This window comes from Brevundimonas sp. (assembly GCF_051860745.1).
GTDB lineage: Bacteria > Pseudomonadota > Alphaproteobacteria > Caulobacterales > Caulobacteraceae > Brevundimonas.
The window spans coordinates 16,359-37,804 of the sequence record NZ_JBHYDN010000021.1 but is presented as its reverse complement, the minus strand read 5'-3'; the positions used below and the strand labels follow the sequence as shown (position 1 = coordinate 37,804).

20 protein-coding genes, 1 tRNA gene and 1 pseudogene are annotated in these 21,446 nt (G+C 66.5%); 7 read left to right on the top strand and 15 right to left on the bottom strand.

From position 1 onward, the window contains the following. Positions 1-3 precede the first annotated feature (3 nt). The 6 genes from ACTIEW_RS15155 to ACTIEW_RS15130 all read right to left on the bottom strand — a co-directional run bounded on the left by ACTIEW_RS15155 (position 4) and on the right by ACTIEW_RS15130 (position 3,911). Positions 4-402: a hypothetical protein gene (locus ACTIEW_RS15155; protein WP_439478733.1), complete on the bottom strand. Its 399-nt coding sequence runs from the start codon at positions 400-402 to the stop codon at positions 4-6. A gap of 88 nt (positions 403-490) precedes the next feature. After that, positions 491-844, bottom strand: a complete 354-nt coding sequence (locus ACTIEW_RS15150; RefSeq protein WP_439478732.1) for a hypothetical protein — start codon at positions 842-844, stop codon at positions 491-493. 36 nt (positions 845-880) lie between these two features. Continuing rightward, the gene (locus ACTIEW_RS15145) at positions 881-1,270 is read right to left on the bottom strand and encodes a hypothetical protein (protein WP_439478731.1); all 390 of its coding nucleotides are present in this window, start codon (positions 1,268-1,270) and stop codon (positions 881-883) included. A 65-nt stretch (positions 1,271-1,335) separates the two neighbouring features. Further along, positions 1,336-1,734 (bottom strand): PaaI family thioesterase, encoded by a 399-nt coding sequence (locus tag ACTIEW_RS15140; RefSeq protein WP_439478730.1) that lies wholly within the window; start codon positions 1,732-1,734, stop codon positions 1,336-1,338. Then, positions 1,731-2,204: a PaaI family thioesterase gene (locus tag ACTIEW_RS15135; protein ID WP_439478729.1), complete on the bottom strand. Its 474-nt coding sequence runs from the start codon at positions 2,202-2,204 to the stop codon at positions 1,731-1,733. The genes ACTIEW_RS15140 and ACTIEW_RS15135 overlap by 4 nt, the downstream gene beginning before the upstream one ends. Before the next feature lie 60 nt (positions 2,205-2,264). Beyond that, positions 2,265-3,911 (bottom strand): response regulator, encoded by a 1,647-nt coding sequence (locus ACTIEW_RS15130; RefSeq protein WP_439478728.1) that lies wholly within the window; start codon positions 3,909-3,911, stop codon positions 2,265-2,267. A 193-nt stretch (positions 3,912-4,104) separates the two neighbouring features. Between ACTIEW_RS15130 and queC the strand changes: the two genes are divergently transcribed. From queC to ACTIEW_RS15115, 3 genes and pseudogenes are all read left to right on the top strand, one after another. Next, positions 4,105-4,821 (top strand): 7-cyano-7-deazaguanine synthase QueC, encoded by a 717-nt coding sequence (gene queC, locus ACTIEW_RS15125; protein WP_439478727.1) that lies wholly within the window; start codon positions 4,105-4,107, stop codon positions 4,819-4,821. Then, positions 4,818-5,453 carry a 7-carboxy-7-deazaguanine synthase gene (gene queE / locus ACTIEW_RS15120; protein ID WP_439478726.1) on the top strand — a complete coding sequence of 212 codons (636 nt, stop codon included), beginning with the start codon at positions 4,818-4,820 and terminating at the stop codon, positions 5,451-5,453. The genes queC and queE overlap by 4 nt, the downstream gene beginning before the upstream one ends. Continuing rightward, positions 5,450-5,812: pseudogene (locus ACTIEW_RS15115) on the top strand (6-pyruvoyl trahydropterin synthase family protein); the annotation flags it as partial. The gene queE and the pseudogene ACTIEW_RS15115, both read left to right, overlap by 4 nt. 365 nt (positions 5,813-6,177) lie before the next feature. Here the strand turns inward: ACTIEW_RS15115 and ACTIEW_RS15110 are convergent. Both ACTIEW_RS15110 and ACTIEW_RS15105 read right to left on the bottom strand, forming a co-directional pair. After that, a tRNA-Val gene (locus ACTIEW_RS15110) sits at positions 6,178-6,254 on the bottom strand. Positions 6,255-6,286: 32 nt separating this feature from the next. Continuing rightward, complete coding sequence (locus tag ACTIEW_RS15105) at positions 6,287-9,472, bottom strand: autotransporter outer membrane beta-barrel domain-containing protein (RefSeq protein ID WP_439478725.1); 3,186 nt, start codon at positions 9,470-9,472, stop codon at positions 6,287-6,289. A gap of 201 nt (positions 9,473-9,673) precedes the next feature. Between ACTIEW_RS15105 and ACTIEW_RS15100 the strand changes: the two genes are divergently transcribed. The 4 genes from ACTIEW_RS15100 to ACTIEW_RS15085 all read left to right on the top strand — a co-directional run bounded on the left by ACTIEW_RS15100 (position 9,674) and on the right by ACTIEW_RS15085 (position 12,699). Further along, entirely contained in the window at positions 9,674-10,564 is an 891-nt protein-coding gene (locus tag ACTIEW_RS15100) for an SPFH domain-containing protein (RefSeq protein WP_439478724.1), read from the top strand. Between the two features lies 1 nt (position 10,565). Further along, positions 10,566-10,748, top strand: a complete 183-nt coding sequence (locus ACTIEW_RS15095; RefSeq protein ID WP_439478723.1) for a hypothetical protein — start codon at positions 10,566-10,568, stop codon at positions 10,746-10,748. A 133-nt stretch (positions 10,749-10,881) separates the two neighbouring features. Further along, positions 10,882-12,129, top strand: a complete 1,248-nt coding sequence (locus ACTIEW_RS15090; RefSeq protein ID WP_439478734.1) for a glycosyltransferase — start codon at positions 10,882-10,884, stop codon at positions 12,127-12,129. Positions 12,130-12,186: 57 nt separating this feature from the next. Next, positions 12,187-12,699 carry a histidine phosphatase family protein gene (locus ACTIEW_RS15085; RefSeq protein ID WP_439478722.1) on the top strand — a complete coding sequence of 171 codons (513 nt, stop codon included), beginning with the start codon at positions 12,187-12,189 and terminating at the stop codon, positions 12,697-12,699. 53 nt (positions 12,700-12,752) lie between these two features. Here ACTIEW_RS15085 and ACTIEW_RS15080 read toward each other — a convergent pair whose 3' ends face one another. The 7 genes from ACTIEW_RS15080 to ACTIEW_RS15050 all read right to left on the bottom strand — a co-directional run bounded on the left by ACTIEW_RS15080 (position 12,753) and on the right by ACTIEW_RS15050 (position 21,303). Continuing rightward, positions 12,753-13,556, bottom strand: a complete 804-nt coding sequence (locus ACTIEW_RS15080; RefSeq protein ID WP_439478721.1) for a hypothetical protein — start codon at positions 13,554-13,556, stop codon at positions 12,753-12,755. 94 nt (positions 13,557-13,650) lie between these two features. Beyond that, a complete protein-coding gene (locus ACTIEW_RS15075; RefSeq protein ID WP_439478720.1) occupies positions 13,651-14,031 on the bottom strand; it encodes a GFA family protein in 381 nt (126 codons plus the stop codon). A gap of 26 nt (positions 14,032-14,057) precedes the next feature. Continuing rightward, entirely contained in the window at positions 14,058-16,160 is a 2,103-nt protein-coding gene (gene parE, locus ACTIEW_RS15070; RefSeq protein ID WP_439478719.1) for a DNA topoisomerase IV subunit B, read from the bottom strand. Then, positions 16,126-17,478 (bottom strand): O-antigen ligase family protein, encoded by a 1,353-nt coding sequence (locus ACTIEW_RS15065; protein ID WP_439478718.1) that lies wholly within the window; start codon positions 17,476-17,478, stop codon positions 16,126-16,128. Before ACTIEW_RS15065 ends, parE begins: the two co-directional genes overlap by 35 nt. Before the next feature lie 78 nt (positions 17,479-17,556). Further along, positions 17,557-18,126: a hypothetical protein gene (locus ACTIEW_RS15060; RefSeq protein WP_439478717.1), complete on the bottom strand. Its 570-nt coding sequence runs from the start codon at positions 18,124-18,126 to the stop codon at positions 17,557-17,559. Next, the gene (locus ACTIEW_RS15055; RefSeq protein WP_439478716.1) at positions 18,126-20,468 is read right to left on the bottom strand and encodes an ATP-dependent helicase; all 2,343 of its coding nucleotides are present in this window, start codon (positions 20,466-20,468) and stop codon (positions 18,126-18,128) included. Before ACTIEW_RS15055 ends, ACTIEW_RS15060 begins: the two co-directional genes overlap by 1 nt. A 58-nt stretch (positions 20,469-20,526) precedes the next feature. Continuing rightward, positions 20,527-21,303: a hypothetical protein gene (locus ACTIEW_RS15050; RefSeq protein ID WP_439478715.1), complete on the bottom strand. Its 777-nt coding sequence runs from the start codon at positions 21,301-21,303 to the stop codon at positions 20,527-20,529. Positions 21,304-21,446 lie beyond the last annotated feature (143 nt).

The window sequence follows — 21,446 nt, the reverse complement described above, 5'->3', positions numbered from 1 at the left end:
AGATCACCACCGATTTGGGAATCCCGATTCCAACAAAACGGGCCACGCTCTAGCCAGATTGATGACCGCAACAAAGGCGGAGACCGGGGGTCGGATGTCGACGAGTGTCAGGATGTGGCTCATGACGACAAGCGATTGCAGGGCAGCGGCCCAAACCGGCCAGGAGCGCCGACTTTTCCAGGCGAGAGCCGCCCAGACTCCGAGCATGATGATATCGATGCCCATCAAGCCCCATTGGGTGCCGAGAGTCGTCCCATCGTTCTGGACCAGCAGGGAAGCGAACCAGGCGAGGACATAGGCGCCACCGGCAATCCGTTCGGGCTCATCGCCCTTGAGGAAGGCGAAGGCGACCACCAACACTGTCAGGCCAGCCCCGATCTGGGTTGGCAGGGTGTCAAACATGAAACCGCCCCCATGCCGAATGGCATGAGGGCGATATATCATCGAGTCGGTCCAGACCGGAATGACCGGTTCCGAACATTACATCGAATTAAACCGCGCGGAGACGGGCCGTGCGGGTCAGCTCGCCAGTGGTGGCAGGCGTGGTCTCGGCCGGCTTGTTCAGGATCCCGGACGCATAGACGCCGTAGCCGAGGCGACGGTGATCCTTGGCCAGTTCTTCATGGCAGGCCACGAGGGCTTCCCGGGCGGTCGCCATGGCGGCGATGGCTTCCATGGCCCGGGCTTGCGAGCCGGCGCCGGAGATGGGCGAAAGGCTGAGCACGGTACGGGCGCCGATCATCGACTGGATCAGCGTCGTCGCCTGGGCGATGGCGGTGTCCAGCGATTGTTCCGCGGAGTTCAGGTCGCCTGCGACGCTGGCGATCACTTCAGCCTTGTTCATGTAAGCCTCCCACTGAAATAACAGATGAAGAATGCGTTAACACGACTCGGTTGTGCTTGGTAGGAATTTGTTCACCACGTCTGACGCGACGCCGGGGCCGTCACCGCCGCCACCGCCGATCGGCGGGCCGTCGCCCGGCTTGTCCAGGGGACCCACGGCCAGGGTTTCCAGTCCTAGCTTGCGGGCCAGCGCCGTCAGGGTGTTGTGGGTCTGGACTATATGGGCCCGCGCGTCGGCCAGGGCGCTGATGGTGGCGGCGGTTCCCGCAAAGGCGCGCTGGCCCGTCACGGCGGACAGCCACGCTTCGGCGCGTGCCGCGGGCAGGGCCGCCGCCGGGGTCGCGGTTTCGATCAGGGCCTGATCGATCGCCGATTCGGCCGCGTAGAGGCGGGTGGCGAGAGCTTCGCCGACAGACAGTCTGGTCATGCTTGAATCTCCTCGTGACCTGGCGTCACGAAAGAGAGACCAGCATAGGTTACAGCCAAATACAACTAATGGTCGTCTTCGGCCATCAGGAAGTGCGCGGTCAGGGCGGCGATGGGCTGGGCCTCGTCGTCCTGCCAGGCCTCCGCCAGAACGTGGGCGACCGTGCGTCCGGCCTTGCTGATCCGGGCGCGGGCATGGACATCGACCGGGCGCCCCGAGCGCAAATAAGCCACCGTGACATTGATTGGCCTCGGCAGCCGCAACCGGGGGTACAGGGCGGCGACCTGGGCGACGGCTGTCAATTCGAGCAACGCAGCGGTCGACCCGCCGTGCAGGGCCGGCAGGAGCGGGTTGCCGATCAGCTTCTGGTCGAACGGCATGGTGACGGTAAGGGTCTGCCCCTCGGTCGCGGTCGTCAGGCCCAGAAATCGGGCGTAGGGCAGGCGGTCCAGCAGGTCGCTCATCGCCCGTTCTCCGGGTCGACCTTGAGATTGGATTCGAGGCTGCCGCTACGTTTTGAGGCCAGCATATAGGCGCTCTGGGCCGCGGCGACCGGATCGTCGGGACTGTCTTCGAAGGCCCAGGCTCGAACGAAGGCGACCGACCGGGTCAGATGGTAGCAGCGCGCTTCCGCGACCAGATCGCGCCGGGCCTGGGCCGCCCGCATATAGTCGACGCGCAAATCCAGGGTGGCGATTGATTCGAACCGCCCGAGAGCGATCCACACCGCCAATCCCCCGACATGGTCCAGCAGGGTGGTGACCAGACCGCCCGAGAGCACGCCGGTGTCCGGATCGCCAACGAGGTCCTCGCGCCACGGCGCGCGGATGCGGACCCGGTCGCCGTCGAGACTGTCATAGACAAAGCCCAGCGCATGGGTATGGGCGGCGCCGGCTGCCAGCTGGGGGAGGATGTCAAGGATCGGAGAGCGCATCGTCCGCTTCTCGGTCCGTCCGGAAACGAGCGCAAGAGCGCCCATTCATCAACCGGTGCGTCAGGCGGCCGAGCGGTTCTTGCGATTGCGCTCCGGAGCGACCTCGGCGGCGGCGGCGGTGGTCGCAGCGGCCTGTTCAAGCGCGAGGTTCATGGCCATGCGCAGGCGTTCCGGCTTGATCGGCTTCTCGACGACGGCGGCCATGCCGATGGTGAGATATTTCTTCGCATCGTCGGGATCGGCGTTGGCGGTCAGGGCGACGATGGGAATGTCGCGCGCCGGGCCGGTCAGGGCGCGGATCGCCTGGGTCGCCTGCACGCCGTCCATGCGCGGCATCTTGATGTCCATCAGGATCAGGTCGAAGCGACGCTCCTGCACCGCCTCGAGGGCTTCGACGCCGTCTTCGGCGGTCTCGGAGGTGCAACCGAACATCTCGCACAGGGCCTGGGCCACCACGCGGTTGGTCGCATTGTCGTCGACGATCAGGATGTGCGGATTGCTCGCGAGGTCGCCCTCGCCGCCGAGGCGCTCGACGTTGGAGGTCGCGGCGGCCTCGACCCGGGTCCGCTCGACGTCCAGGTCGAAGGCGAAGGTCGCTCCGCGGCCCGGATTGTTCTCGGCCCAGATACGACCGCCCATGCGGTCGACGATCTGGCGGCAGAGGGCCAGACCGAGACCTGCTCCGTCCTGACCCGAGCCATGCACGAAGGGCTCGAAGATCGCATCGACACGATTGGTGTCGATACCGGCGCCGTCGTCGCGGACACGGGCTTCCAACCGGATGCGATCGCCCTCGGCGACGGCTTTCAGACCTGCCTCGACGACGCCGTTGCGAGCGAAGTTCAGCGCGTTGCCGATCAGGTTGTTGAACAGTTGGGTGACCCGCACGCCATCCACGACGGCCGCCAGTTCAGTGTCGCCCTCATAGCTCACCATCAGGGTCACATTGTCCTGCGACGCCCGCGGAGCCCAGGTCGCCTGGACGTCGTCCATCAGGGCGCGCAGGGGCGTCGCTGTCGGGTTGAGCTCCAGTTCGCCGGCTTCGGCGCGCGACAGGTCAAGCGCGTCCTGGAGAATGCGCAGCAGGGTCTCGGACGACTCCACGATCGTGGTGACGTGAGCGTGAGACTGGGCGTTCAGCGGTTGGCGGCGAAGCAGTTCGGCCACCGCCAGCACGCCATTCATCGGCGTGCGCAGCTCGTGACTCATGATGGTCAGGAACTGGCTCTTGTCGCGGGCCGAGGCGACGGCCTGTGTCCGGGTATCGGTCAGGACGCGGGCCTGTTCCGCCAGGTCGAGATTCTGTTGCCGCTGGAGTTCGTTAACCGCCTGCAGCAGGGAGCCGGACGTACCGACGCCGTGATAGAGGCCCTCGCGGGTGACGATGAAGCCCCGGATCAGGGCGGCCGGGCCGCCTTTCAGCAGGATATCACAGAAGGTCTCGATGCTGACACCGGCCTCCACCACCGCCGGTTCAGGGTCCATGACGTGCAGGATCGGGCGATTGGCGTACTGGGCATGGCCAAAGGCGCTGGCGATTTTCAGCAGGAAGGCGTTGCGTTCGACAAGACCTACGGGTCGTCCATTCTCGACGACCGGGATCACCAAAGTGTCGGGTTCACGCTCGAAGCGCGAGAAGACGTCGATTCCCGGCGTCTGGGGCGACACCGCCTCGGCGCGCTCGGTCAGGACTTCTATGGTCGGCATGACGGGCCGCTACTCCACTGGGACCGGTGGACATTGGATCAGAACCATTTGCAGAAGAGTTAAGACCGGTAACCGTCATTTTTGAGCCGCTTTTGCTCTGCCTGCGGGGTTGGTGTAGAAGGCCGGCCCCGCCATCCAGCGGCCTATCCCCTTTGTCCATGCGCGCGGCCGACCGGCCGACCGCAGGTTTGTCATGAGCGATTCCCTGCCCAGACCCGTCAAATCGGCTCTCGTTCTGTTCTCGGGCGGGCAGGACAGCGCGACCTGTCTGGCCTGGGCGCTGGAGCGCTATGGGCGCGTCGAGACGGTCGGTTTCGACTATGGCCAGCGTCATTTCGTCGAGATGGAGGCCCGGCTGGCGGTCCGCGACGGCATGGCGGCGGTGCTGCCGCAATGGGCCGACCGGCTGGGGCCGGACCATGTCGTTGATCTCGCCGGCTATGGCCGGATCGCCGACAGCGCCCTGACCGCCGACCGGGCCATCGAGATGGACGCCCGGGGTCTGCCGACCACCTTCGTACCCGGCCGCAATCTGGTCTTCCTGACCTGCGCCGCCGCCCTGGCTGATCGCCGGGGTCTGGACCTGCTGGTCGGGGGCATGTGCGAGACCGACTATTCGGGCTACCCCGACTGCCGCCGCGCTGCGATCGACGCCATGGCCACGGCGCTCAGTCTGGGGCTGGACAAGCCGGTCGTCATCGAGACGCCCCTCATGGCGCTGACCAAGGCTGAAACCTGGGCTATGGCCGACCGGATCGGCGGCGCGGCCCTGGTCGATCTGATCGTCGAGGCGTCGCACACCTGCTACCGTGGCGACCGGACGCATCGCCGCCCCTGGGGCTATGGCTGCGGCGGTTGCCCGGCCTGCGAACTGCGCGCTGCGGGCCATGCCGAATGGGCAGCCGCATGACCTATTCGGCCAAGGAAGTTTTCCTGACTGTGCAGGGCGAGGGGGGGCAGGCTGGACGGCCCGCCGTCTTCCTGCGTTTCGCCGGCTGCAATCTGTGGAACGGACTGGAGCGCGACCGCGCGACCGCCATCTGCACATTCTGCGACACGGATTTTGTCGGCGTGGATGGCGACGGTGGCGGCAAGTTCGCGACCGCTGACGCCCTTGCCGATCACGTCGCCGCAATGTGGCGCGGGCGGGCAGGGGACCCGAAACTGGTAGTCTGCACTGGCGGCGAGCCCCTGTTGCAGCTGGACGCCGCCCTGATCGTGGCCCTGCACGCACGCAGCTTTGAGATCGCCATCGAATCCAACGGCACGCTGGCGACGCCCGAGGGAATCGACTGGATCTGCATCAGCCCCAAGGCCGGTGCACCTGTGCTCCAGACCTCCGGGCAGGAGCTCAAACTGGTCTTTCCCCAGCCCACGGCCATGCCGGACCGGTTCGAGCATCTGCCGTTCGAGCGTTTCTGGCTTCAGCCCATGGACGGCCCGAACCAGTCGGCCAATACGGCAGCCGCCATCGATTATTGCCTGACCCACCCGAAATGGCGGCTCAGCGTCCAGACCCACAAATACATCGGCGTAAGATGAGCGTTTTCGAGATCACCAAGGCGGCCACCTTCGACGCGGCCCACCACTTCCCCAACGAGCCGGACGGCAGCCCGTATCGCCGCATGCACGGCCACTCCTTCTCGGTCGAGGCCACCGTGCGGGGCGAAGCGTTGGACAGCCACGGCTGGGTCGCGGACCTCGGCGCCCTCGACCGCGCGCTGAAGGCGGCGGCCGGGGAGCTGGATCACGGCCTGCTCAATGAAAAGTCCGGCCTGGAACTGCCGACGCTGGAAAACCTGTGCCTGTGGTTCGCCGAACGTCTCAGGCCTGAATGGCCGGGCCTGAGCCGGATCATGGTCTCGCGCCCGACGATCCACGAACGCTGCGTTCTGACGCTCCAGGTCAGCAATCGCGGCCCTGACGCTGGCGCTGTTCACAGCGGCGCTGTTCGCGCTCGCGAGCCCGCTCCTCGCGTTCCCGTTTGGCCCGGGTCTCCTCGTCTGAGGTCGTGACCGCGTCTACGCCCGCGCCCACGACGGCGCCGGTGGCCTGGGCCGCCCCGCCGACGATCGCGCCGGCCGTGCCGACGACGGCCCCCACGATACAGCCTTGAAGCATCAGGCTCGCGCCCACGACAGCGAGGATTGTCCCGCCGGTTTTGATGGTCTTGATCATGACGCCTTCTCCCGATGGGGCAGGGTTAACCGGCAATGGTGAATGCACTCTGACCGGCGGATCAGGCGAGATCGGGGCCGCGGACGGCTGGTGGGCGGCGAGGGGTTCGAACCCCCGACCCCCTCGGTGTAAACGAGGTGCTCTGACCAGCTGAGCTAGCCGCCCGTCCGCATGAAAACCCGCAGGTTTCCTGTGTCCTAGAACCGGAAGCTGGCTCGCAGGAACAACATGTAGCGGATGTAGTCCTCAATCATCTCGGCGTCGGCGTTGATGGACAGCATGCCCAGTTCGTTGCCGATGTTCAGCCGGAAGCCGAGGATCGGGCCCCCGCCTTCGATCGAGCCGCCGTCGAGGGTGAAGTCCGGACCGCCCGAGCGGAAGCGGGCGATGGTCTCGCCCGGATCGACCGAGATGTTCTGACGCCAGCCGACGCGGACTTCCGGACGCAGCCAGTTGTTTTCACCCATCGACATGCCGAAATTGACCGCCGCCGTGGCCGAGAACAGGTGCCCGTCCCGGTCGTCGATCTCGAGGTCGAAGCCGTCGCCGCCGCCTGTCTCGGCGTGGCCTTCCTCGCTCAGCGAGAAGAACTCGGCATAGGCCTCGGGCCGGATGCTGAAGCGCCCGAAATCGCGCTCGTAGGAAACGCCGCCTGCGGCCGCGAGGGAGAAGCCGGTCCAGTCCGATTCATTGGACAGGTTCAGTCCGGCGCCGACAAAGCGGCGCTCGGATTCAAAGGTCGCATAGCCGGCCGCGGCCCGTGCCCAGGTCGTCCAGTACTGGCCCTGGGCACGCCAGTAGAGGCCCAACTCCAGCAGACTGGCCGACAGCACCTCTTCGGCCTCGGACTCGGGGTCCTCGAGGTCGGACGAGGTGAAGGCCAGCGAAATACCGACCGCGCCGAGGCCCGAGCCACGCTCGATACCGCCGGCGACGCCGAACCCTTCCGAACGGAAGCCGTAGGTGTCGGTCTTGTCCTTGTCGGCGTAGAAATTGATCTCCTGCACCCAGGCGCTGGTTTCGCCCGGGGCAGCCGAGGCGTTGCGGCCCGTCAGCGCGCGCGTCACCGCATCCACGCCCGAAGACAGCGAGAGCAACGGCCCGCCCGCATGATCGGGCAGCAGCTGCTCATACAGGTTGATGAAATCCTCGCGCCCGGTCTGGGCCAGGAAGGCGTTGCGGACACTTTCCGCGCCGGCGCCGCCGAGGGTCGAATAGAAGGAATCGAACATCGCCGCTTCGACGGCGATCAAGTCAGCCTCGTCGGCGGTCCGTCGGCGCACATCGACGAAGACCTGGCCCGCCGGCACATTGGCGCCGGCCTCGACCATGTAGAGGTAGGGCGAGTTGGTTTCGATCGAGTCGAGATCGATGGCGCCGTAGTTCAACGTCGCGGCGTCGATCAGGGTGAAGCGCTCGGGAGCCGCCAGGAGCGAAGTGAAGCGGACGCCGAGGCCGGCGCCGTCAGCCAGCGTCGCGGTCCCGGCGACATTGAAGCCGCCCGAGGCGCTGTTCGCCGGGTCGATCGTGATGATCAGGTTGCCGTCCGCACCCACGTTGAGGGTGGTCACATCGAGAGGGGCGGTGTGCCGGGCGTCGAGGATGCCGTTGCTCACGTCGATGGTCAGGTCGCCGCCGACGTCCGAGAGGGCGCTCCGTACGATGGCTCCGCCAGATATCGAGAGCGTGTCGGCGCCCAGGCCGAAATCGATGTCGCCGAAGACAACACCGTTGCGGATATCAACCGTATCGGCGCCCGTGCCCAGCAGGATGTCGCCGACGATGATCGGTTCGATACTGTCCGGCACGCCATCGCCGTCCGTGTCGGGATCCAGCGCTGTGACCGTGGCGAGGACGCCCGTCTGAAGGATCGTGACGCCGGTCGTGTTGGCCGCGACGTTAATGGCGGTTGTCGAGCCGGTGACCGGATCGCCCGCCTCATTGGAGTTCAGCGTCGCCTGGAGCGAGCGGGTGTTGGTGATCGATACCAGGGTGCCGCTGAGGTCGTTGATGGCGGTCACATCAGCGGCGCCGCCGCCGGCCGAGGCGAGGATGGAACCGTCGTTGGTGAGGCTGGGCAGCGAGGCGCCCGCGTCGATCAGGATGGCGGTCGCATTGGCCGCGACCTCGCTGGCGACACCGCCGGTGATGTTGCCCACGTTGACGAACCGCGGCGTGGCGGCGCCGATGCCAAAATGGTAGGCCGTGGCGCTGGCCCCGTTAGCCAGGGCGGCGACCGTACCCTGGTTACGGACGCCGCCGTCAATAGTCACGGTCTGGCCGGGGTTGCCGCCGAACACGACCGCATTGGCGGTGATGCCTTCATAAATCCCCTGGCCCGTGATCGTGCCGCGGTTGATGAAGCCGTAGGCGCTGTCGTCCGTTCCGACGACGCCGAGGGTGATGGACTGGGTCGTCGAGGCGACGATGATGGCCGGGGCGGCCCCGTAGCTGTTGATATTGCCGGTGCCTTCGGTTCCGTCGGCGATGCCGTCGCCGTCTTCATCCGTATTTGCGGCGTCAGTATCGGTCGGGGGGCGGTCGACGACCACGCCGCCCGCGACATTGCCCGCGATGATGACCGCGGGGCCGCCCTGCAGCTTGTCGTCGGCGTCGAGCTTCGCCTCAAAGGCGTCGTTGCCCAGGCTGGTATAGCGATAGCCGGTGGCGTTGATTTCGCCCTGCAGCGTCAGCCGGCCGCCGACGTCGCCACCGATCGACACGGCGGACGTATTCATACCGCGCGCAGTCACCGTGCCCAGCAGGGTGACGTTACCGGTTACGGCGCCCTGGGTCCGGATCGCGACGGAATTGTCGCCGAACACGCGGATGTTGCCCTGGGACTGGATGTTGCCGATCAGGCCGGATTCGATCGAGATGGCGTAGGAATTATTGCCGTCGACGCCGATGGAGCCGAGGGTGCTGACGATCAGGTTGCCCGTGACCGGCGCGCCGGCCGCATAGCGGATGCCGTACCGGTCCGTGCCGGTGGCCCAGGGTCCGTCGATGTCGCCGTCGTTGTCCGAGTCCGGATAGGTTTCGATGGTGTCGATGATCGCGATCGTGGACCCGATGGTGACGTCGGAGGTGACCCCCGCATTGACCAGCACCGCCGTGGCTCCGTCGGCGGCCGGCGACATGGTGATCGAGCTGGTGCCTTCCATCGTGAAGTCGTTGTTCGAATTCACCGTCACGGCAGTCCCCGACCCAAGGGAGACGCCGCCGCTGCCCGAGATTCGGATATCGTCCGCAGTGCCCGTGCCGGTGGCGTTGGCCGTCGTGATCGGCGTGGTCCGGACAGTCGTGATCACGACCTCGGCCATGGCTCCGGAGGCCGCCATCAGGGGAGCGATCGCAACCGCGGTCGCGAGTAGAATACGCATTCGGTAGAAACCCCTGTGGACGACACACGCAGAGACGCCGGCGATCCTCTAACAGGGACCGTGTCAGCCTGCCTCAAGTTTCTCGAATTTGAGGCGAATGCAAGGCCGAACGCGCGGGCGGGGCGCCTTCCGAAAGCACGGCTATTGCCAGGAGCGCAATCAAAGTGATATCGTTTTCATATCGACATTGGGGAGGGAATGATGACCAACGAACACTCCAGATCCACCGAACGCCCTGCCAGCACCGCCAATGGTATCCTGATGCTGCTGGTCGGATTGCTGCTGTTCATCGCCGGGCCCGTGAGCGTGGCGCAGGAGCCCGATTCCACCCTGCGCGTGGTCGCCGGGATCGGCGCCGCGGTTGTCGGCCTGCTGCTGGTCTGCGGTCTCTATTCGCTCCAGACGAACGAAGGCATGGCGATCATGCTGTTCGGGTCCTACCGCGGCACTGACCGCAAGACCGGACTGCGTTGGGTTCTGCCCTGGTACACCCGCAAGAAAATCTCCCTGCGGGTTCGAAACCTGACCAGCGACAAGCTGAAGGTAAACGACCGGCGCGGCAGCCCGATCGAGATCGCCGCAAACGTCGTCTGGCGGGTGCAGGATTCGGCCCAGGCCCTGTTCGACGTCGATGACTATCAGGCGTTCGTGAACATCCAGGTGGACACAGCGCTGCGCGATATCGCCTCGCACTACGCCTATGACCACGGCGACGAGACGGATGTACCTGAACTGACCCTGCGCGCCGACGCCGAGGACGTCGCCGGCCGTCTGCGCGAGGAACTGGTGGGGCGGGTCAGCGTCGCGGGCGTGGCCATTGACGAAGCCCGCCTGGCACACCTCGCTTATGCCCCGGAGATCGCCGGCGCCATGCTGAAGCGCCAGCAGGCCGAAGCGGTGCTCTCCGCACGCCGCCTGATCGTCAAGGGCGCCGTCGGCATGGTCGAGAGCGCCCTGGCCGACCTCAATGAGCGTGGCGTCGTCGATCTGGACGAGGACCGCAAGGCGGCCATGGTCTCCAACCTGCTGGTGGTGTTGTGCGCCGACCGCGAGGCCCAGCCCGTCGTCAACACGGGCACGCTGTACGGCTGACATGGCCCGAGCCAGAAAGCCCTTCCTGATGCGGGCCTCTTCGGGGGTGATGGCGGCGGTCGAGCGATTGGCCGCCGCCGAACTGCGCTCGGTCAACGCCCAGGTCGAATGCCTGCTGCGCGAGGCGCTCGCCCGGCGCGGGATTTCGCCTTCGGAAGACGTTCCGCCGACGGACAGCGCTTGAGCTTCGCCGTCGTCGGCGTTAGGGGCCGCGCATGGTGAAGTCGCACATGTCCAAGGTCCGCAAGGCCCGTCGCATCCAGAGACGTGTCCGGCGCGCCGGCGCGTCCAGTATCAGCGCCACCGAGCGGGAGCTCATGACCCTCGCCGGGCTCGAGGTTCAGGAAGGCGAACTGCGCCTGTTTCCTGGCTGGGACGAGGAGGTCTCGGAGACCCTGGCCGCGACCAAGGCCGCCGGCGAAGACGGTCGGCCCCGGCTGGTCGACACCACCATGCTCTATGCGCCGCGCTCCGGCGGGGTGAAGCGCTACCTGTTGTCCAAGAAGGTCTGGCTGGAAGCCAATCGCCCCGGCGTGGCCCATTCGCTCGTCGTGCCCGGCGCCCACCACAAGGCCGGTGACGACGGCATCGTGCAGCTTCACGCGACGAAGCTCCCGTTCGGGGACGGCTACCGCTGGCCGACCTCGGTCAGCCGCTGGGCGGCCTGGGTTGCGTCGCTGAACCCTTCAATCATCGAGGCCGGCGATCCCTATACGCCCGGGCAGGGGGCTCTGGCGGCCGGTCAACGCGCCGGCTGCCCCGTCGTCGGCTTCTGCCACTCCGATCCGGCGGGCCTCGCCGCCCTGCATTTCGGCGAATGGGCCAAAAAGCCCGTCGAAAAGCGCTGGGCCCGTCTGTTCGGTCAGTTCGACCGCGTCATCTCGCCCAGCCGCTACATCGCCCGTCGCCTCGAGGAAGCGGGCGTGGGCAATATCGTGATCCGGCCGCTGGGGGTCGAGATCGACACCTTCCGACCCGACCGCGGCGACCGCGACTGGCTGCTGAAGAAGCTGGGCCTGCCTGCTTCGGCCCGGCTGCTCTGCTTCGCCGGCCGTCCGGCCCGGGAAAAGAACATCGACGTCCTGATCGAGGCGGTCCAGAAACTGGGCGATCCCTACTATCTGGTTCTCGTCGGCGCCGGCGCCGGCATGCCGGCCGAGGAACGGGTCATCTCCCTGCCGTATGAGGCCAATCCGAAGGCCGTGGCCAGGATCATCGCCAGCTGTGACGCCTTCGTCCACGCCAATGACAAGGAGCCGTTCGGCCTGATCGTACTGGAGGCCATGGCCTGCGGTCGCCCGGTCGTCGGCGTCAACGCCGGCGGGGTCAAGGAGACGGTCGACGACACTGTCGGACAACTCGCGAAGAGCGCCGATCCCCGCCACTATGCGGCGGCGATCGAGGCCCTTTTCGCCCGGGACATAGAGGCCCTGGGCGTCGCCGCGCGCGCCCGCACCGTCGAACGCTTCGCCTGGAACCGCGTTTTCGAGGATCTCAGCTCCGTCTATGCCGAGGTCAGCGGAGAACCCGCCTTCGCCCAGCCAGGCGAGTGGAAGACCCACTGACCGCTCGACAGTCGCCGCGCCGCCAGCCAGTCTGCGGCCCAACGGGGAATTGAGATCATGAAACGCTTCCTGCTCGCGGCCGTCCTTTCGCTCCTGACCGCCGGCTCGACCATGGCCCAGACCGTGGTTCTGGTCCGTCATGCCGAAAAGGTCGACGCCAGCGCCGATCCGGTGCTGTCCGAGGCCGGGCAGGCCCGCGCCGCCGCCCTGGCCGCTGTTCTCGCCGACGCCCACCCCGGCCACGTCTTCACCAGTCCGCTCCAGCGCACCCGCCTGACCGCCGGGCCCGCGGCTGATTTCCATTCCGTGACCGTCGAGCCCATCGGCTTCGAGGGCGGAACCCCGGCCCATGTCGCCGCCGTCGCCGCCCGCGTCCGCGCACTACCGGACAGCGCGGTTGTTCTGGTGGTGGGTCACAGCAACACCATCCCGCTGATCGCGCGGGCGCTGGGCTACACCGCCGCAGCGGACATGGCGGATTGCGAGTACGACCGGCTGACGATGCTGGATCTCAACGGGGAACACACCGCCGCTGTCGTGGGTCGGTACGGGGCGCCGACGACCTGCTGATCAGTCAGCCTGTTCGGCCGAGAATCGTGTCCAGCCACGTAAAGGTCTGCGCATCACCGGTTCACCATGTCCGTGATATCGGAGATCCGCCCGCCGCCGACCGAGAAGTACCGGTCGCCGGCCATGATCACGATCGTTATCTGGTTCTGGATCGACAGGAAGACCTGGGTTTCAACCGGCCCCTGGGAGACGATCTGGGTGAAGAACAGCATGGCGTCCTGCCTGCGGCCCGGCGGCCGGTCGGCGAAGAAGCAGGTGTTGCTCAACTGATCCCGCCGCAGGACGGTGTTACCGTCGGCGCTGATCCTGAACCGATAGTGGCCGCCGATGGGAATCTTCCGGTCCTCGCCCATGGGAGTCAGCAGCCAGACCAGCCAGCCGTCGCTGTCGGGATCGGCGACGACCACGGTATTGGGGCGGGACGTGCACCTGAGAGCGCCGATGTTGGCCCGCGCCGTCGCCTGCGCGCGGACCTGGGCCAGTTGTTCGGGCGGGAACTCAGCATCAGTCGCCGCCGTCACCGGCCCGGCCTGATCGCCCGCCATGACGACGTCCCAGCCCGGCGCCGGCTCAGGATCGCCCGCCTTTAGAAACCGGACCTTCAGGTTCTCGCCGTCTGGAATGATGATCCAGCCGCGAACCGTCGCAACCTCCTCCGCCGTCAGGGTCTCGAGCAGCCGATCGGTCGCGCGCCAGGCTGCGGTGTCCTGGCGATGGATCTCCAGACCCATGGCCGAAACCTTCCCGAGCGACCATTCCTCGATGGGGACGGGCTCGGGAGCGAGTCCCGGCTCCTGGGCCAGCGCAGGTCCGGCCGCCAACAGGCCAATCAATGCCAGTGTCGCTCGCAGTCGCACGGGCAGGCTCCTCTTGCGGTCGTCCGGCGGAACCTAGCCTCACGCGTTCAGGTTGGCCACAGCAATGTGTACGACCTGCTGGCGATGCAGCGACCTATGCCTGCTTCTGCGGCAGGCCGTCGGCGATGTCGTAGTAGTCGCCCTTGTCGGCCACGAAGATGTGCACGCCGAGGTGTGTCTCTGTCGGCGTGTCGAAGGCCCCCATGGCGATGCCGATCCAGTCCCGGAACAGCGGATCCCAGAACAGCGACGAGCCGCACGCCGCGCAGAAGCCCCGGCGCGCCTTTTCCGAGGATTGATGCCAGGCAACATGGTCTTCGCCCCGGATCGTCAGCGCCGATTTCGGCACATCCGTCGAGGCGAAGAAGTGGCCCGAGTGTTTCCGGCATTTCTGACAGTGGCAGGCGTCGGGCGCGGGGAGTTCGCCTGATACCTCGAAGGTGACGGCGCCGCAGAGACAGGACCCCCGGTTCATCTTCGATCTCCCCCGTCAGGCCGGCATCACACGTCCAGATCGGCCACCGCGAACTGGGCGTTGTCCTGGATGAACTGGAACCGGGCCTCGGCCTTCTTGCCCATCAGCCGTTCGACCAGATCCTCGATCTCGTCTTCCGAGGCCGGGACCGTGACCCGCGCCAGGGTGCGCTTCTTCGGGTCCATGGTGGTCTCCTTGAGCTGGGAGGCCATCATCTCGCCCAAACCCTTGAAGCGGCCGATCTCGACCTTCTTGCCCTTGAACACCGTGGCCAGCAGCTCGTCGCGGTGGGCGTCGTCCCGGGCGTATTCGGACAACGGACCCGCGCTGATCCGGTAGAGCGGGGGCAGGGCCATGAACAACCGGCCCTGACGGATGGTCTCGGGCATCGCCCGGTAGAAGAAGGTGATCAGCAGCGCCGCGATATGGGCCCCGTCGACGTCGGCGTCGGTCATGATGACGATGCGCTCGTAGCGCAGGTCCTCGATGTTGAACCGGCTGCCGGGCTGCACGCCGAGCGCCAGCGCCAGATCGGACAGTTCGATATTGGCGCGCAGCTTGTCCGCCGTGGCCGAGGCGACGTTCAGGATCTTCCCGCGCAGGGGCAGGATCGCCTGGGTGGTCCGGTCGCGCGCCTGTTTGGCCGAGCCGCCGGCCGAATCGCCCTCGACGATGAACAGTTCGGTGCCGTTGGCCGACTGGCGCGAACAGTCGGACAGTTTGCCCGGCAGGCGCAGCTTGCGCGTGGCCTGGGCCCGCTGGACCTCCTTGTCCTTGCGCCGCTTCAGCCGGTCCTCGGCCCGCTCGATGACGAAGCCCAGCAGGGTGTTGGCCTGTTTCGGACTTTCGGTCAGCCAGTGGTCCAGCGGATCGCGCATCAGCTGTTCGACCAGCCGCTGGGCGTCCGGCGACGACAGCCGGTCCTTGGTCTGGCCCTGGAACTCGGGATTGCGCACGAACACGCTGATCAGCGCCCCGGCGTTGGCGATGACGTCCTCGGCCGTGATCAGCCCCGCGCGCTTCTCGTTGGTCAGCTCGCCATAGGCCTTGAGCCCCTTGACCAGCGCCGCGCGGAACCCGGCCTCATGCGTGCCGCCGTCGGGCGTCGAGACCGTGTTGCAATAGGAGGAGACAAAGCCGTCGGCCTCGCCGAAGCCAATCGGCGACCAGGTCACGGCCCATTCGACCGCCCCGGCCTCGCCCTTGCGCTCGACCCGGCCGGCGAAGGCGGGCGTTACGGTCTCGATGTCGCCGATCCGCTCGGACAGGGCGTCGGCCAGGCCGTTGGGGAAGTGGAACACCGCCTCGGTGGGAGTGTGGTCGGTGATCCGCTCCGGCGCGCAGTTCCAGCGGATCTCGACGCCACGGAACAGATAGGCCTTGGACCGCGCCATGCGGAACAGACGCGCCGGCTTGAAGGCGGCGCCGACGCCGAAGATCTCCTCGTCCGGGCGGAACCGGATCAGCGTGCCCTTCTTCTTCGACGCCGCCCCCTGAACGATGGAACCGAGCGGCAGGCCGCGGCTGAAGGACTGGGTCCATTCATGCCCGTCGCGCCAGACGGTGACATCAAGACGTTCGCTCAGGGCGTTGACGACGCTGACACCGACTCCGTGCAAACCGCCAGAGGTTTCATAGGCTTTGCCCGAAAATTTCCCGCCCGAGTGCAGGACGGTCATGACCACTTCCAGCGCCGACTTGCCCGGATGTTTCGGGTGCGGATCGACCGGAATGCCGCGTCCGTCGTCCTTGACCGACAGCCACCCCTCGGCGTCCAGATCGACGGTGATCAGTTTCGCGTGGCGGGCCACGGCCTCGTCCATGGCGTTGTCCAGCACCTCGGCGAACAGGTGGTGCAGGGCCCGCTCGTCGGTCCCGCCGATGTACATGCCGGGGCGTTTGCGGACCGGCTCCAGCCCCTCCAGCACCTCGATCGACGAGGCGGAATAGTCGCCGGGCAGCGGAGGCGCGGACGGAGCGGGGGCGGGGCGCACGGGCACGGGTTCCGGCCGCGGCGCGACAGCCTGCGGCGTCAGGGCCGGGTCCGGCGTGGACGGCGCAGGCGTCGGCGCCGGACCTTGCGGTTCGGGCAGATCATCGAACAGGGAAGGCGCGGCGTTGGGACCCATACGGATACTGTGAGACGATTCGGGGACCGGTCTGGTAGGCCCGGCGGCGCTTCTCCACAAGCGGGGCGGGGACCGCTGAAGGCGACGGCAGCATTGCCCGTGTCATCACCGCCATGAACAGCACCCAGGGCAGGCCCTGATGCGCCAGCAGTATGCTCTCGGACAGGCTCAGCACGAAGAAGGCGGCGAGAAAGCCCAGCGCCCACCAGCCCTCGCGCATGCCCGATCCCATGCACCGCAGCACGGCGATCAGGGCCGTTCCGGCCATCAGCGCGCCGACCAGCACCGCGCCCGGCCAGCCCAGCTGGACCAGCAGATCGATCCAGCCGTTGTGCGCCGACGGCACGATCCAGCCGGTCTCCTTGCGCACCCAGTCGGCCGGGGGCGATTCTCCGATCCGGCCCCAGAAGGCGCCGTAGCCGTATCCGGTCCATGGCCGGTCGGCGACCTTGCGCATCAGGCTGTCCCAGATCTCGGTGCGGCCGGTCAGCGACGCGTCTTTGCCCAGCGCCTCCAGCACCGCCACCGAATGGGTCTCCCATACCCAGAGCCCCAGACCCGCCAGCACCACCACGCTCCAGATGGCGATGACGGAGAATGCTGCGCCCCCGCGCCGCAGGGCCCAGAAGCCGCCGATGAAGGCCAGGGCGACGACCAGACAAAGCAGCGAGGTCTTGGACTGGGTCGCCAGCACCAGACCGCTGGACAGGATCAGCGCCAGGGCCGGCAGCAGCCGGCGCGGGTCGGGCGAGGCCAGGCAGGCGGCGGCGGCGGTCGCGCCGATCACCATCACCGCCCCCATCTGGTTCTTCTCGTACCAGAGGCCACGCCACAGGCCGGCGTTGTCGAGCTGGTGCACGCCGATGGCGGGGAAGGCGAAGACCATGATCAGACTGCCGACCGCCATGAACAGCGCCGTGTGCATCAGCAGCCGCGGCAGATGCGGCCCCCGGAACACGGCGCCGAGATACAGGGCGAAGCCGCAACTGATGGCCAGGGCGATCACCCGGCGCATGGTGGTGACGAAATCGATCGACCAGTAGCGCGAGGCGAAGGCCAGACCGACCAGGGCGACGATGACCAGCATCGCCGGCCACGCCCGCCACAGCCGGTCGATGCGGAACAGCAGCAGGCCGACGATGGCCGCATAGGCCGGCAGCCAGACCAGCCGCAGCACCGGCGTCTCTTCCTGCAGGGGTGCGAACACCGGCCCGATCAGGGCTCCGGTCAGCATGGCGATGATCACGCCGCAGATCATCCGCTCCCACAGGCCGGGAGCGGGCTCGATCAGGACCTCGTCTGAACGGGAATCGCGCACCGGTGCAGGGTCGGCCCTCAGGCTTAACGAAGGGTTGGGGCGGGCTCGCCAGCGCGCGCCGAGACTAAGCCGTCGGCTTCATCGCTTTGGTGGTGAGACGGCTTGCGCTCTGAGCGTGTCGATGAGGGGGCGATCCTTGGCAATCAGCTGTAGCTTGAGGATGTCCCACCCAATGCCCGGTCGATCATTGTGGCCGAGTTCTTTTCTCATCTGATTGTAGAGCCGGGCCATTCTTTCGAAGAGCACACGCTGACTTGGGCTATCATCGCCGTCGCTTAGTTCTGATAGAATATCCAGAAGCGATTGGTCACCCCAAGTGATCGCTTTGAACTGCACCTGCCGGAGCTTTTCGACAAGATCATCAGGAGCGTCTGCTCCGTTCGGCCCCATCAGGCCGTGTATGATGCCGAGAAGCTCCTCATAAACCTCGGCTTTCTGCGCGAACAGGCGCGCCTCCCGCTCTTTTTCTTTGGTCTTGCTATAGGTCCAAATCGCAAGACCGATGGTCACAAAAATCGTTGTGCTTTGAACGACTACAGCGGCTGTCACTCCAGACAAGACCAGTTCGCTGGTCCACCCAAAGAACCAGCCCGAGCCGAACACGATACAAAGCAGCACAACAACCCCAAACGCCTTTGACACGCTCATCAAGCCTTCTCCACAAACGTATCGATCACCTTCTTCTCACCCGCCTTCTCGAAGTCGATCAGCAGCTTGTTGCCCTCGATCGCCGTGACCGCGCCGTAACCGAACTTCTGGTGAAACACCCGCTCGCCCTTCGACCAATTCCCGCCGGCCTTCGGGTCCGCCGTGGCCACCAGCCTTCCATCCCCCTCGATCAACGTATGCCGCGCCGGCTTGCCCGCCGGCGCCCGCCCCGCCGTGAAGGACTGCGCCCGCTTCCAGCCCGGTGACGAATAGCCCGCCCCGAAGGTCGGCATCTCGTCCCAGCGGGACTTGGCGTCCTTCATGCCGGGGGTGACGCCGTAGTAGCCGGTGTCGCTCTCGGCCTCGACGTGGTCGATCGGCAGTTCATCCACGAACCGGCTCGGCAGTTGCGAGGTCCAGCGCCCGTAGACCAGCCGGTTGGCGGCGAAGCTGATACGCGCATCGGACTTGGCCCGCGTCACGCCGACATAGGCCAGGCGGCGTTCCTCCTCGAGGCCCTTTTCGCCCTTCTCGTCGATGCTGCGCTGGCTGGGGAAGACGCCTTCCTCCCAGCCCGGCAGGAAGACCAGCGGGAACTCCAGCCCCTTGGCCCCGTGCAGGGTCATGATCTGCACGGCGTCGTCGGACCCTCCGCGATCCAGGTCCATGACCAGCGAGACGTGTTCCAGATAGGCGGGCAGGGTCTCGAACGACTGCATCGACTGCGTCAGTTCCTTGAGGTTATCCAGCCGTGTCTGGCCGGTGGCCCGGTCGGCCTTCTGCATGTCAGTGTAGCCGCTCTCTTCCAGAACGGTTTCCGTCAGCTCCCAGTGGGTGGTGGTCCGGGCGAAGGTCCGCCAGCGGTCGATATCGCGCACGAAATTCGACAGGGCCGTCCGCGTCCGCGCTTGCAGTTCGTCCGAAACGATCAGGTCACGCACCGCGCTCATCGCCGACACACCCGACAGCCGCGCGATCTGCAGCACCTTCTGCACCGAGGTGTCGCCGATGCCGCGCTTGGGCACATTGACGATCCGTTCAAAGGCCAGGTCGTCGTCCTCGGACAGGATCAGCCGCAGATAGGCGTGGGCGTCGCGGATCTCGGCCCGTTCGAAGAAGCGCGGCCCGCCGATGACCACATAGGGCACGGCCAGCAGCACGAACCGCTCCTCGAAGGCCCGCATCTGGAACGAGGCGCGCACCAGCACCGCCATGTCCTTGTAGGGCGTGCCGGCCCGCCGCGCCGTCTCGATCTCGTCGGCGACCAGCCGCGCCTCGGCCTCGCCGTCCCAGACCCCGCGCACCCGGACCTTGTCGCCGCTCAGGTCCTCGGTCCACAGGGTCTTGCCCAGCCGGTCCCGGTTGGCCGCGATCAGGCCCGAGGCCGCGCCCAGAATATGCTGGGTCGAGCGGTAGTTGCGCTCCAGCCGGACGACCTTGGCGCCGGGAAAGTCGCGTTCGAAACGCAGAATGTTGTCCACCTCGGCCCCGCGCCAGCCGTAGATCGACTGATCGTCGTCGCCGACGCAGCAGACATTGCCCGTCGAGGCGGTCAGCAGCCGCAGCCACAGATACTGGGCGACATTGGTGTCCTGGTACTCATCGACCAGGATGTAGCGGAACCGGCGGCGGTATTCCTCCGCGATATCCGCATGTTTTGACAGGATCGTCAGGTTGTGCAGCAACAGGTCGCCGAAATCGCAGGCGTTCAGACTGACCAGCCGCGCCTGATAGGCGGCGTACAGCGCATGCCCCTTGCCGTTGGCGAAGTCCTCGCTCGAGGGCAGTTTCTCCGGCGTCCAGCCGCGGTTCTTCCAGTGGTCGATCAGGCCGTTCAGTGACCTGGGCGTCCACCGCTTGGTGTCCAGCCCCTCGGCCTCCAGCACCTGTTTGCAGACCCGCTCCTGATCGTCGGTGTCGAGGATGGTGAAGGTCGACTTCAGCCCAACCAGTTCCGCGTGCCGCCGCAGGATCTGCGCCGCCACCGAGTGGAAGGTGCCCAGCCAGCGCAGCCCCTCGGACGACGGCCCGATCAGGTGGGTGATCCGCTCGCGCATCTCGCGCGCGGCCTTGTTGGTGAAGGTGACGACCAGCAGCTCCCACGGCCGCGCCCGTCCGGTCGCGAGGATGTGGGCCAGCCGGGTGGTCAGCACCCGGGTCTTGCCCGTGCCGGCCCCGGCCAGCACCAGAACCGGCCCATCCACCGTCTCGACTGCCTCGCGCTGTTCCGGATTCAGCCCGGCCAGATAGTCGACGGCCGCCGCTTCGACGCCGCCGGGACCTCGCGAACGGGCCAAGTCGGAAATACGCGGGGCAGGGGCATCGGGGAGACTCATCGGCATTTATATACCTGACAAAGCAGGACTCATCGTGTTAGAGAAATCGGGACAGGCTGGCACACTAGGCCGCTCGCGCGGCGATGATGCGGGCGGTCTCCGCTTCGAGACCCGCGACGACGCCCTCAACTACGCCAGCGAGATGGTGGAAGCAGGCCGCCGCAGGCTTGCCGCCGAAAACTTCCGCATCACCGATCTTTACCGTCAGGGCCGGTGTGACGCCGTCATAGTAGTAGCCGCCGGCCCCCACTCTGACGAGTTCCAACTCGTTGCGAGAGCTGTTCCAAGTGCCAACGCCGAGTTTGGCCGGGCCGACGATATGAATATCGTCACCCCCAATGCGAAAACCGGCGTCGTTGTCCAGCCCGATGGCGAGTACCCTCTGGTGCTTGTTCGGACCCGAAATGCGACCCAAGGCCCAGAGTTCGTCGTTGCCTCCAAGGTATGGACGGAGGGCCCGGACGAAGGCCACGAGATCGGGGTCGGCTCCCTTGAGCCTGTAGCTGATGGCCCGCTCAAGGTCATCACTGGATCGACCCATAGGGAAATGGACGTTCGCGACGTTCGTCAGTCCCAAGGCTTTGGCGGCGTCACTCGTGGCTTGATCGAGAGCGTCGCGCAACTGGTTGACGACGCGGTAAGCGGACAATCGGACAGTGCCGAGCGCGCTTCCCTCAAAGCGCGCGCTGACGACCTCCTCGCCGGTCTTACCATCCATGCGTCGGATGACGGTGTAGCCTGGAGCCTTGACGAAACTCGCACAGGCCGCTTCGAAATCCGCGATGCTTTCTTTCGCGCCCCCGAGGACTAACTTGGGGCTTTCGAATGGTTCGAGTTCCATGACCGAAGACCCTAAGCCTGAATCGCCAGAAGCCGATGCCGAGTTTGAGCGCGTTCTGCGGAACCTTGTGAACACGCCTCACAAGCCGCATCAGAGCGGCGAGGCCGCGCCCAAAAAGAAGGTCAGCCCGCCAAGCTGAGCCG